13 protein-coding genes are annotated in these 12,485 nt (G+C 32.2%); 8 read left to right on the top strand and 5 right to left on the bottom strand.

Going from position 1 to position 12,485, the window contains the following annotated elements:
* Positions 1 to 86: 86 nt before the first annotated feature.
* Positions 87 to 881, bottom strand: a complete 795-nt coding sequence (locus ACT53I_RS11530; protein WP_476079763.1) for a DUF2797 domain-containing protein — start codon at positions 879 to 881, stop codon at positions 87 to 89.
* 177 nt (positions 882 to 1,058) lie between these two features.
* Between ACT53I_RS11530 and ACT53I_RS11525 the strand changes: the two genes are divergently transcribed.
* From ACT53I_RS11525 to ACT53I_RS11490, 8 genes are all read left to right on the top strand, one after another.
* Positions 1,059 to 2,084: a GDP-mannose 4,6-dehydratase gene (locus tag ACT53I_RS11525; protein ID WP_476079762.1), complete on the top strand. Its 1,026-nt coding sequence runs from the start codon at positions 1,059 to 1,061 to the stop codon at positions 2,082 to 2,084.
* Between the two features lie 120 nt (positions 2,085 to 2,204).
* The gene (locus ACT53I_RS11520) at positions 2,205 to 2,426 is read left to right on the top strand and encodes a DUF2795 domain-containing protein (RefSeq protein ID WP_002662059.1); all 222 of its coding nucleotides are present in this window, start codon (positions 2,205 to 2,207) and stop codon (positions 2,424 to 2,426) included.
* 107 nt (positions 2,427 to 2,533) lie between these two features.
* A complete protein-coding gene (secA, locus tag ACT53I_RS11515; protein WP_476079761.1) occupies positions 2,534 to 5,608 on the top strand; it encodes a preprotein translocase subunit SecA in 3,075 nt (1,024 codons plus the stop codon).
* A 124-nt stretch (positions 5,609 to 5,732) separates the two neighbouring features.
* A complete protein-coding gene (locus ACT53I_RS11510; protein WP_476079760.1) occupies positions 5,733 to 6,227 on the top strand; it encodes a DUF3575 domain-containing protein in 495 nt (164 codons plus the stop codon).
* Positions 6,228 to 6,269: 42 nt separating this feature from the next.
* Positions 6,270 to 6,908 carry a peptide-methionine (S)-S-oxide reductase MsrA gene (msrA, locus tag ACT53I_RS11505; RefSeq protein WP_476079759.1) on the top strand — a complete coding sequence of 213 codons (639 nt, stop codon included), beginning with the start codon at positions 6,270 to 6,272 and terminating at the stop codon, positions 6,906 to 6,908.
* A 76-nt stretch (positions 6,909 to 6,984) separates the two neighbouring features.
* Positions 6,985 to 8,628 (top strand): tetratricopeptide repeat-containing sensor histidine kinase, encoded by a 1,644-nt coding sequence (locus ACT53I_RS11500; protein WP_476079758.1) that lies wholly within the window; start codon positions 6,985 to 6,987, stop codon positions 8,626 to 8,628.
* Between the two features lie 3 nt (positions 8,629 to 8,631).
* Positions 8,632 to 9,297 carry a response regulator gene (locus ACT53I_RS11495; RefSeq protein ID WP_476079757.1) on the top strand — a complete coding sequence of 222 codons (666 nt, stop codon included), beginning with the start codon at positions 8,632 to 8,634 and terminating at the stop codon, positions 9,295 to 9,297.
* 135 nt (positions 9,298 to 9,432) lie between these two features.
* Entirely contained in the window at positions 9,433 to 9,645 is a 213-nt protein-coding gene (locus ACT53I_RS11490) for a hypothetical protein (protein WP_374450489.1), read from the top strand.
* A 318-nt stretch (positions 9,646 to 9,963) separates the two neighbouring features.
* On the opposite strand, the gene ACT53I_RS11485 is transcribed toward ACT53I_RS11490, so the two are convergent.
* Genes ACT53I_RS11485 through ACT53I_RS11470 form a run of 4 tightly spaced genes read right to left on the bottom strand, consistent with a single transcriptional unit; the run spans position 9,964 to position 12,367 of the window.
* Complete coding sequence (locus ACT53I_RS11485; protein WP_476079756.1) at positions 9,964 to 10,422, bottom strand: GNAT family N-acetyltransferase; 459 nt, start codon at positions 10,420 to 10,422, stop codon at positions 9,964 to 9,966.
* Positions 10,415 to 10,930: a hypothetical protein gene (locus ACT53I_RS11480; protein ID WP_104792941.1), complete on the bottom strand. Its 516-nt coding sequence runs from the start codon at positions 10,928 to 10,930 to the stop codon at positions 10,415 to 10,417. The genes ACT53I_RS11485 and ACT53I_RS11480 overlap by 8 nt, the downstream gene beginning before the upstream one ends.
* Positions 10,931 to 10,932: 2 nt before the next feature.
* Entirely contained in the window at positions 10,933 to 11,553 is a 621-nt protein-coding gene (gene yihA, locus ACT53I_RS11475) for a ribosome biogenesis GTP-binding protein YihA/YsxC (protein ID WP_104792942.1), read from the bottom strand.
* 52 nt (positions 11,554 to 11,605) lie between these two features.
* Positions 11,606 to 12,367, bottom strand: a complete 762-nt coding sequence (locus ACT53I_RS11470; protein ID WP_476079755.1) for an alpha/beta fold hydrolase — start codon at positions 12,365 to 12,367, stop codon at positions 11,606 to 11,608.
* Positions 12,368 to 12,485: the final 118 nt, after the last annotated feature.

Genomic DNA, 12,485 nt, shown 5'->3' with positions numbered 1-12,485 from the left:
GAGCAAAAGTATTTGGTTATTAGCTTTTGGGGTTACAAGATTACAGCATTTTCTTGTTTTATTTTAAGTTTTATAATTCAGTTATATCATTGAATATCAATTTCAATCACATAACCTTCGTGGCTTCTCACATTGATAAAATCTCCTTCATTGAAATACAAATACTGTCCTTTAATTCCTTTTAACACCCCTTCAAACTCTGGTTTAGAATCTAGCGTGAAAGAATTAATTTTCGAAGGCGCTTCATACGGAAAGTCTAAACGCACCATTTCTTGACCATCAATCGCAAAATTTTTAAAATCTTTAGGAAAAAGTTCCGCAATCTGGTTACGAAAATCCAATAAATCTACATCACTTTCGCGGTCGTCTTGAAGCATTTTTCTCCAATTGGTTTTATCTGCAATATGTTTTTTGAGCTCTACTTCTATCATTCCCGCTTCATAGCGGTTTTCGGTTTTTGCAATCGGCAAGGCAAAAGTCGCACCTTGATCAATCCAACGAGTCGGAATTTGACTTTCACGCGTTACCCCAACTTTTACATCACCTGTATAAGCCAAATAAACAATGTGAGGCTGCAATTGTATTTCTTTTTCTATTTCTAAATCACGCTCTTCAATGCCGAGATGCGCTGTAGAAAGTTCTGGCTTCAAAATCGTATCACTTGCATAAGGACTTTCGAAAAAACATTTTTTACAAAATCCCATTCTATAGATTTTTTCATCTTTACCACATTCTACACACTGATAACCAATATGTTTTATGTTGAAATTTTTACCAAATAGCTGATTCATAGAAATTAAATCTCCTGAAAGATTGAGGTAATACTGAATTGGATTTCCGAGAACGGAAGACATTTTGAGAATTTGTCCTTTAAATTGCATTGCGAAAATTTTGAGTAAAAATAAGGAAAAAGATATTAAATGTTTCGCTGATTTTATTGATTGAGCATATTTATAAAGAATCAGCCTAATTTGTTCAATCTGCACGAAAATTTATTTTATATTTGACCATAATCATTTCCAAATTCTTAAATTTGCTATTCTTTGTAAAACGCACAAATGAATTATTTAGTAACAGGCGGTTCTGGATTTATTGGTTCACATTTGGTAGAACATTTGTTGAAAGATGGACATTTTGTCATTAACGTTGACAATTTTGATGATTTCTATGATTATCAGGTTAAAATCAAAAATACTTTAGAATCTGTTCAACAATCTACTGATTTTGAATTTTCCGATAAAGAAAATGACATTAAAAAACTTGTAAATCAAACTAAATCAGAAAATTACATTCTTTACTATACCGACATTCGTGACAAAGAATCTTTAGCTCAAATTTTTAAAAATCACAAAATAGATGTTTTAGTTCATCTTGCAGCTTTGGCTGGAGTTCGTCCTTCTATAGAAAGGCCTATAGATTATGAAGAAGTGAATATAAAAGGAACCATGCATCTTTGGGAATTGTGCAAGGAATTCGGCGTAAAGAAAAACGTAATTGCATCATCATCAAGCGTGTATGGCAATAACGAGAAAATTCCTTTCTCTGAAACCGATAATGTAGACAGACCTATTTCGCCTTATGCTGCCACTAAAAAATGTACAGAAATTCTAGGTCATGTTTATCATCATCTGTACGGAATAGACATGATTTTCTTGAGATTTTTCACGGTTTTCGGTCCAAGACAAAGACCAGATTTAGCCATTCATAAATTCACAAAATTGATTTCTGAAAACCAAGAAATTCCTTTCTATGGCGATGGTTCTACCGCTAGAGATTATACTTTTATAGAAGACATCATCGATGGCGTGGTAAAATCTGTAAAATATGTAGAAAACCATCATAACGTATACGAAACCATCAACTTAGGCGAAAGCGAAGTGGTAAATCTAAACGAAATGGTGACAGGAATAGAACAAGAACTTGGAAAACCTGCCATCAAAAAAAATCTGCCAATGCAGCCTGGAGATGTAGAAAAAACCAACGCAGATATACAAAAAGCGAAAAACCTTATCAACTATTCCCCCAAAACAAAATACCAAAATGGCATAAAAATTTTTGTGGAATGGTTTTTGAGAAACAGATAAAACAATTATATTAGAACATTATTAAAAATTAAGTTTAGATTTTATAAATCTGTTGAAAATCAGATAGAAAAATTTTGAAATCTCACCTAATTTTATACTTTTGCAAAAAATTTAAATATTATGTATTGGACATTAGAATTAGCTTCATATTTAAGCGACGCACCTTGGCCGATGACTAAAGCAGAGCTTATCGATTATGCTATTAGAACAGGTGCACCAATGGAAGTAGTAGAAAATCTTCAAGCCATTGAAGACGAAGGAGAAATCTATGAAAGCATAGAAGAAGTCTGGAGTGATTATCCTACAGACGAAGACTTCCTCTGGAACGAAGACGAATACTAAAAAATGCAGTCGGCTGTCGGCAATCGGCAATCGGCTTTTTTTTGAATTTTTATAAATTTAACATTAATATGGCTGAAGCATTTTGCTACTAGCCAAAAGTAATTATTATGAGTTTTTTAAATAAAGTTCTTCAAGGATTCTTAGGCGACAAAAACGCTAAAGACCTCAAAGAAATCAAAAAAGTTGTAGACAAAATTAAGAAAGTAGAGCCAGCAATTGCCGAGCTTTCGGATGATGAATTGAGAGCAAAAACTCAAGAATTCAAAGATAAAATTGATGCAGCTACAGAACACATTACCAATCAGGTAGTAGAAGTTCATGAGCAAATTGCAAAATCTTCTGACGTAGACGAAAAAGAAAAACTTTTTGGGCAAATTGAAACGCTGAAAAAGGATTCTTATCAAATTGAAGAAAAAGTTTTGAACGATATTCTTCCAGAAGCTTTTGCGGTTATCAAAGAAACTGCAAGAAGATTGGCTCAAAATGGTGGACTTACCGTTACAGCATCTGAGCATGACCAAGAATTAGCTGCTGCTAAAGATTTTGTAGAAATTAAAGGAGACAAAGCTTTCTGGAAAAATAAATGGGATGCTGCTGGTAAAGAAGTAGTTTGGGACATGGTTCACTATGACACCCAATTTATCGGTGGGGTTGCACTTCACAGTGGTAGAATCGCCGAAATGGCAACTGGTGAAGGTAAAACTTTAGTAGGAACGCTACCTATTTACTTAAATGCACTTCCTGGTCGTGGTGTTCACGTAGTTACTGTGAATGATTACTTGGCAAAAAGAGACTCGGCTTGGATGGGTCCAATTTATCAGTTCCACGGTTTAAGCATCGATTGTATCGATTTACATCAACCGAATACAGATGCGAGAAGAAAAGCTTATCAAGCAGATATCACTTATGGAACCAATAATGAGTTCGGTTTTGACTATTTAAGAGACAACATGGTTTCTTCGCCTGAAGAATTAGTTCAAGGTGAATTAAATTTTGCAATTGTAGACGAAGTAGACTCTGTATTAATTGATGACGCGAGAACTCCACTCATTATTTCTGGACCAATTCCTCAAGGAGACAGACAAGAATTCGATGTGTTAAAACCATCTGTAGATAGAATTGTTGCCGTTCAGAAACAAATCGTTTCTAATTTATTAACCGAAGCAAAGAAATTAATTGCTGCAGGTAATAAAACAGACGGCGGTTTTAAACTTTTGCAAGCTTACAGAGGTTTACCTAAAAACAAACACCTCATCAAATTCCTTTCAGAAGAAGGAATAAGAGTGCTTTTACAAAAAACAGAAGGAGAATACATGCAAGACAATAGCAAGAGAATGCGTATTGTAGACAAAGACCTTTATTTTGTAATCGACGAGAAAAATAATCAAATAGACCTTACAGACAAAGGTGTAGAATATATGTCTCAAGGGAACCAAGATGCCAATTTCTTTGTTTTAGAAGACATCGGAACCTTGATTGCTGAACTAGAGGCAAAAAATCTTACCAAAGAAGAAGAATTTGCTCAAAAAGAAGAACTTTTCAGAAATTATGCTGTAAAATCTGAAAGAATTCATACTTTAAGCCAGTTGTTAAAAGCATATACATTATTTGAAAAAGATGATGAATATGTAGTCATCGATGGAGAAGTAAAAATCGTAGACGAGCAAACTGGTCGTATCATGGAAGGAAGACGTTATTCAGACGGACTTCACCAAGCGATTGAAGCTAAAGAAAATGTAAAAATCGAAGCAGCTACTCAAACTTTCGCTACCATTACGTTACAGAACTACTTCAGAATGTATAATAAATTAGCTGGGATGACAGGTACTGCAGAAACTGAAGCAGGCGAATTCTGGCAAATTTATAAATTAGACGTAGTAGTAATTCCTACCAACAGACCTATCATCAGAGACGATAGACAAGATTTAGTTTATAAAACTAACAGAGAAAAATTCAATGCTGTAATTGACGAAATCGAAAGACTTACCGCAGCAGGAAGACCAGTACTAGTAGGTACAACTTCTGTAGAAATTTCTCAGTTCTTGTCAAAAGCGCTTCAATTAAGAAAAATCCCGCATAATGTATTGAATGCGAAATTGCACAAGAAAGAAGCAGACATCGTAGCTGAAGCTGGTAGAGCTGGTGTAGTAACCATTGCTACCAACATGGCTGGTCGTGGTACCGATATTAAACTTCAAGGAGACGTAAAAGCAAACGGAGGTTTAGCAATTATAGGTACAGAAAGACACGATTCTAGACGTGTAGACAGACAGTTAAGAGGTAGAGCTGGTAGACAAGGAGACCCAGGAAGTTCTCAATTCTATGTTTCTCTGGAAGATAACTTAATGAGACTTTTCGGTTCTGAAAGAATCGCAAAAATGATGGATAAAATGGGACACAAAGAAGGCGAAGTTATTCAGCACTCTATGATTACCAAATCTATCGAAAGAGCTCAGAAAAAAGTAGAAGAAAACAACTTCGGTATCAGAAAAAGATTGCTAGAATATGATGATGTAATGAACAAACAACGTGATGTAATCTACAAACGTAGAAAAAATGCATTGTTTGGCGACCATTTAAAATATGACATAATTAATACCATTTATGATGTAGCAGCATCTATCGTAAGCAATACAAAAGGGGGCAACCAATTCAAAGAATTTGAATACGAAATCATCAAATTCTTCACGATGGAAGCTCCACTTACTGAAGCTGAATTCAAAGCAAAAACTGAAAGAGAAATCACGGATATGGTTTTCAAAAAAGCAGAAGAAGATTACAAAAACAGATTGGTTTTATTGAAAGAAAACTCTTTCCCAATTATTGAAAATGTGTTCAAACAACAAGGTCACATGTTCAAAAACGTACAAGTACCCTTCTCTGACGGAACCAAAACGCTTACCATTGTTACTGATCTTAAGCAAGCTTATGAAACACAGTGCGAATCTATGATTAATGATTTCGAGAAGAATATCTGTTTAACCATTATAGACGAAAACTGGAAACATCACCTTAAAGAAATGGATGATTTACGTAAATCTTCACAAGGTGCAGTTTATGAACAAAAAGACCCATTAGTAATTTACAAACAAGAGTCTTTCCATTTGTTCAGTGAAATGATGGATAAAGTAAACAAAGAAATTATTTCTTTCTTATTCAAAGGAGAAATTCCTACTTCTTAATCTACTCAACATTATATACATTAGAATCCGAAGAGTTTTTCTTCGGATTTTTTTATGAAATTGATTACAATCAAGATTTTCTGAGAAAAATTTTAATACTTTAGCAATAATTAAAAACAATACAATGAAAAAACTGATTACAACTTTAGCTGTTATCTGCAGCACCCTTGCATTTTCTCAATCAGAAAACAATGAATTTAAAGTAAATATTCTTTACACAGCCATCGGAATGCCTGAACTGTCTTACGAAAGATTGATTTCTGACAATTCATCCCTTGGTGCATCTGTAGCATTTTCTCTTGATAAAAAAGAAGATATGGATTTGAGATTCAGTTTCACTCCTTATTATAGAATGTTTTTTGGACAAAAGAAAGCTGCAGGCTTCTTTATAGAAGCCAATTCTATCGTTCTTAATTATGTAGACACTATTTATTTCGATGGAACATCAAGTAAATATGAAACCAGAACTGGTTTCGGTTTAGGAGCTGCCGCTGGAGCGAAATTTCTTACCAAAAACAATCTCATCGGTGAAGTTTATGGCGGAGTAGGAAGAGTTTTCGGAGATAATTCTTTAGGTGCTTATCCAAGATTCGGGATTACTCTAGGCAAAAGATTTTAACTATTATTAAAATAAAAATTAAAACAACAACGTTATTTCTAAATGAAAAAGTTTTTTATATTTTTGATGAGTATTTTACTGATTTCTTGTAACGGACAAGAAAATAAAGTTTCAAAGAAAAAAAATCTTAAAATGGAAAACAAAAATCTAGAATATGCTACGTTTGGTGGCGGGTGTTTTTGGTGTGTAGAAGCATGTTTTGACATGTTAAAAGGTGTAGAATCTGTAACTTCTGGCTATTCTGGTGGTCATAAAGAAAATCCTACTTACGAAGAAGTTTGTACAGGTGAAACGGGTCATGCAGAAGTGGTACAAATCGCCTTTGATCCTTCTGTCATTTCTTTTTCACAATTATTAGAATCTTTTTGGTTCCTGCACGATCCTACACAATTAAACAGACAAGGTGAAGACATCGGCACACAATACCGTTCCGTAATTTTCTATCATTCTGAAAAACAAAAAGAAGAAGCACAAGTTTCTATGGAAAATTCAGAAAAATCTGGAAAATGGAACGGCAAATATGTTACTCAAATCGTTCCTTTTGAAAAATTCTGGGTCGCAGAGAAATATCACCAAAATTATTTTGAAATCAATCCTAATCAGCCTTATTGCAGCGCTGTAGTAGGTCCAAAAGTGGCCAAATTCAAAAAACATTTCGGCGAACTTGGGTTATTGAAATAAAGAATTGAAAAATTTAACTTTTGAGCAGACTTTTTAGTCTGCTCTTTTTTTGTAATTTAGAATAAAAATTAAACCATTGAAAAAACTAATTCCACTTTTATTTTTAACCATTATATTTTCGTGCACTAAAAACACTGTAGAATCTGATTCTGCAAAAAATAAAACATATTTAAAAGCCGCAGACTTTAGAGATGCAGGCGAAAAAGACTCTGCTTATATTTATTATGCATTAGCAAAAGATGAATTTTTAAAAACTAACGATTCACTTTTTATGGCAAAATGCTTAATTAATATGGCAATTATACAGACCGATCAAGGCGATCATTTTGGAGGAATAGAAACTTCATTAGAAGCCGAAAAAATGCTAAAAAAAAATGACAGCATTACCAAACAACTGAAATCATCCAATTATAATAACTTGGCCTTAGCAAGTGCAAAACAAGAAAACTATAAAAATGCCGAAAAATATTATGATTTAGCTCTTCAAAATTCATCAGAGCCAGAGTCTCAATACATTTATTATAATAATATTGCGAATAACTATTTAGATTTAAAGGATTTCGGTAAAGCAAAAGAATTTTACAAAAAAGCCCTAAAAACTGAAGATAGTATTGCATATGCAAGAACATTGAATAATTTTGGCAGATGTTTATTCGCCGAAAATAAAAACATACATGTTTTAAATTATTTTCTGCAATCTCTCAAAATCAGAGAATCGAAACAAGATTATTGGGGTATGAATTCTAGTTACGCTACGCTAGCTGATTATTATAAAGAAAAAGAACCTCAAAAAGCCCTTTTCTATGCAGGAAAAATGTATGACATCGCTCAAAAAATAGAAAGTCCAGATGATAGATTAGAAGCGCTAGAAAAATTAATCGCTTTAGAAAAATCAGAAAATTCTAAAAAATATTTTTCCGAATATCAAAAACTGAATGACAGTTTGCAAACAGCAAGAGCAAAAGCCAGAAACCAATTTGCACTGATTCGCTACGAAACCGAAAAAGCCAAAACCGAAAACATAGAAAAAGAAAATCACATCTTTAGACAAAGAGTAGCGATTGCATTTCTATTCACTGGTTTATTGGTAGGTTTATTTTGGTATTTAAGAAGAAAAAAAAGACTGGAACAAGAAAAAGAAATTGAGGTAAAAAACACTCAAATTAAATATTCTAAAAAAATACATGATGTAGTAGCCAATGGTTTATACCAAACCATGGTAGAAGTAGAAAATCAAGAAGAACTGGACAAAGAAAAACTCCTTGATAAACTAGAAAAAATGTACGAAGAATCAAGAGACATTGCTCATGAAGACCTTAATGAACAAATAGAAAAGGAATTTTCGGTTAAGCTTTTTGAAATGATTTCTTCATATTCTTCACCTCAGCAAAAAGTTTTAGTGATAGGAAACGAGCAGAATATTTGGCAAAATGTTTCTCAGAATATACAATCAGAAATTTTCTATGCGCTTAGAGAACTCATGATTAACATGAAAAAACACAGTCAAGCGACATTAGTTTTGGTAAAATTTGAAAAAATTGAAAATATTTTAAAAATAAAATACACCGATAACGGCCTTGGAATGGGCAATGCAGAAAATAAAAAACTTTCTGGAATCAAAAATACGGAAAACCGTATTGAGAACATTGGCGGAGATATTAATTTTGAAAAAAATCTACAGAAAGGATTACACGTAAATATGTCTATTCCAATTCATTAAAAAATGATGTTTAATAAAGTACTAATAGCCGAAGACCACGAAATCAGAAATCTAGGAGTCATCAAAACTCTAGAAGAATTGCAAATTACGGATTATGAGTTTGTAAGTTATTGCGATGATGCTGTTTCTAAACTAAAAATTGCCATTTCAGAAGAAAAACCTTATGATTTACTCATTACGGATTTATCTTTTGACACCGATTTCCGTGAGCAAAAATTGACTTCTGGACAAGAACTCATCGCTGAAGTGAGACAATTGCAACCCAATATTAAAATCATCGCTTTTTCTATCGAGAAAAAACCTTCTATTATTGATGAACTTTTCAAAAAACATCACATCAATGGTTTTGTAAACAAAGGTAGAAATGATGGTAAAGAACTGAAAAGTGCCATCAAAAAAGTTTTTGAAAATAAAATTGTGATTCCTCAGGAAATCATTAATTCCATCAGAAATAACTCATTTGAATTTACCAATTATGATGTGTATTTGGTAGAACTTTTGGCTAAAGGTTGGCGTCAACAAGAAATAGAAGACCATTTTAAAAACACCAATATAAAACCAGACAGCAGAAGTTCTATAGAAAAGAGATTAAGTGAACTCCGCGAAAGTTTAAGCGCCAAAAATAACACAGAAATGGTGGTACTTTGTAAAGATTTGGGGATTATTTAAAATGAATTAAATCAACTTATAAAAACTCATTTGGAATAATTTTTGGAAGAGTTTTCCTGTTTTACGGTTTTCCGTAAGGAAATGAATTCACCCTATTGTAAATTTACCAAACAGATAAACTAAAAACCAATGATTATGAATCTTTATAACAAATCTACGCTTAAAACATTGGCAACTTGCAGTTATATTTTATTATTTGCTGCTAATTTCCTTCTGGTAACGGAAATCATTTTATATGTGCTGAAAGTTCAGAAAAATTTTCAAGAAAATATTTTGTATTTCTTTTTTATGAGCCTTATTATCACATTTTTTATGATTAAAATGTATTTAAAATCAGAAGAAAACTAGTCAAATTTCATAAATTTTGTAATATAAAAACAAAAAATAAAACCCAATTACGGAAAACCGTAATGAAACAAATTTTTATCAGAATACATTTGCAGAAGTAATCTTCTTCATACTCGATTTTTAGCAGATGCAAGTATAAAAAATTTTTATTAGACTAATAACTTTTTATATAACAACACACTTGCATCAAGAGTAGAGTAAGTTTTAAACGGGGAATGGTGAGAGAAATCTCACCATTTATTTTTATCAGTACTTTTAAAATTATAGATTTTTTAAATCAAAGAAGAAAACACAAGCGAAAACATGAATGGCGATAAATTATTTTCTCGCCATTTCTGTATGTGGAATATCATCTTCCAGATATTTTTTCCCTGTGTCTTGAAACCCAAAATCACTGTAAAATTTAATGAGATAATCTTGTGCAGAAATTCTACATTCAGTGGTGTTAAATCTGGTTTTTATAGCTTCTAAAGCAAATTGGATAAGAGTTTTTCCTAATTTTAAATTTCTAAAATCAGGATGGGTAAGAACTCTTCCGATGGAAGTTTCTGGATATTTTACGCCTTCAGGAAAAATTCTGCAATATGCAACCACTTTTCCTTCTTTTTCTGCAAAAAGATGAAGGGCTTTCTGGTCATAACCATCGGCGTCTAAGTAATAACAAGTTTGCTCTACCACGAAAACCTCTTGTCTCACTTTCAAAATCTCATACAATTCATGAATTGATAACTCTTCCAATGATTTTATTTTCCATGTTATATTAAAAACATCACTCATATCTCTTTACAACTGTTTTGAAAAAAATAGTTCCTTTATATTTTTTATTTGCACCAATATATTGTGGCTCGATTTCAACTTTTAATTTTCCAAATATCGAATCTCCAATTTTTAAATAAGGCTTACTAATTGTTAATTCTTCCAGATCAACTTTATAATATTTTTTATTGTTTGGAAAATAATATTTTATTTTAGAAAATTTATGCTTCAAGGTGAACAGTGAAAATCCATTAAAGGGTTTATCTTCTTTTCCTATAATAAAATAATATGAGTGGTCATTATTCTTTAAAACTTTACAAAAATCAAAAAAAACAACATCATAATTTACTTTTTCCTCATCTTCAAAAATTATTTCCGTGCTTCTTTGGTTTAAAAATTTATGATCTGCTAAACTTGAATCATATTTAATTTTTTCCGAATTAATGATGAAATAATATGATATAGAAACAATTAATAGAAAAATAAACAAAAAACTATAAACAAAAATTTTATAAAACTTTGTTGACATAACTACACGAACTTCACTTTATTTTTAACCAAATAAGCATTGGTTTTTTCAATAAATTTCAGAATTTCATCGCCACCCATTTTCTTTTCGGCAGAAGTAATATAAATATCTGGTAAATCTTCCCAAGTTTCTAGAAGTTTGGTTTTATATACTTCTACATTTCTGTCGGCAGCTCCTGGTTTTAGCTTATCCTGCTTGGTAAAAACGATAGAAAACGGCACCCCATTTTCTCCGCACCATTCCATAAATTCTAAATCTATTTTTTGGGGAGTATGTCTTATATCAACTAAAACAAAAAGGTTTACCAAATTTTTTCTATTCAGAATATAATTGGTGATGAGTTTTTCAAAATCTTTTCTCAAACTTTTAGAAACCTTAGCATAACCATAGCCAGGTAAATCGGTGAGATACCAATTTTCATTCACCAAAAAATGATTAATCAATTGTGTTTTACCAGGAGTTTGCGAAGTTTTTGCCAAATCTTTATGATTCATAATGGCATTGATTAACGAAGATTTCCCCACGTTACTTCTCCCGATAAAAGCATATTCAGGAATCGTAGGTTCTGGGCATTCTTGCCATTTCCCACTAGATTTTACAAAGTTTACAGTCTTTACTATCATATTCAAAAAATGGAAGCTTTTCAACTTCCATCATTATTTTTTCAACTTAATTCTAAATTTTATCTTTTAACCAGTTGTAAAGAATTTCATTAAACTCTTCTGGTTTTTCCATCATCGCAGCGTGACCGCATTCATCTAACCAGAACAAATCTGAATTAGGAATTTGTCTATCCATTTCTTCTGCTACATCTGGTGGAGTTACTCCATCTTGTTTTCCCCAAATAATACAAGTTGGTTGTTTTATTTTTGGCAAATCATGGAGCATGTTATGTTTGATGGCACTTTTCGCTAAAAGCACTGTTTTAATGCCTTTCATTCTATCATTTACCACCGAGAAAACCTCGTCTACTAATTCATCTGTAGCTACTTTCGGGTCAAAGAAAACTTCTTCTGTTTTCTTTTTGATATAGTCTCTGTCGCCTCTTCTTGGGAAAGTTTCTCCAAAACTTTTTTCGTACAAACCAGAACTTCCTGTTAAAACTAAAGAATGCACTAACTCTGGATTAGCTAATGTTAGAATAAGGCCAATATGACCTCCCATAGAATTCCCCATTAAAGTAACAGGTTGTCCTATTTTATCTTTTATAAATCTTGCCACATATTTTGCGATGCTGGTAAGATTAGTATTCAGCACTGGCAAATCATAAATAGGAAGTTGCGGAACATAAACTTTATAGCCTCTTTCTGAGAAATAAGTAATCATTTTATCAAAATTACTTAAGCCTCCCATCAATCCATGTAGAAGTACCATAGGATGACCTTCTCCGCTTTCTATAAATGTATATTTCTTCTCCTTTTTGGTATTAAAAATCATATAACGTATCTGTCAAACGCAAAAATACAAAAAAAATAGAATTTTGACCGGTTTTTGTTATGTTAATTTCATTTAAAGTATGTCAATTGGGCATACATCTACCCTCATATCACACTCA

It is taken from the genome of Cloacibacterium sp. DMC96, assembly GCF_056313765.1.
Note: the sequence above shows the minus strand (reverse complement) of the source record. Positions and strands in the feature narration are given on the sequence as shown.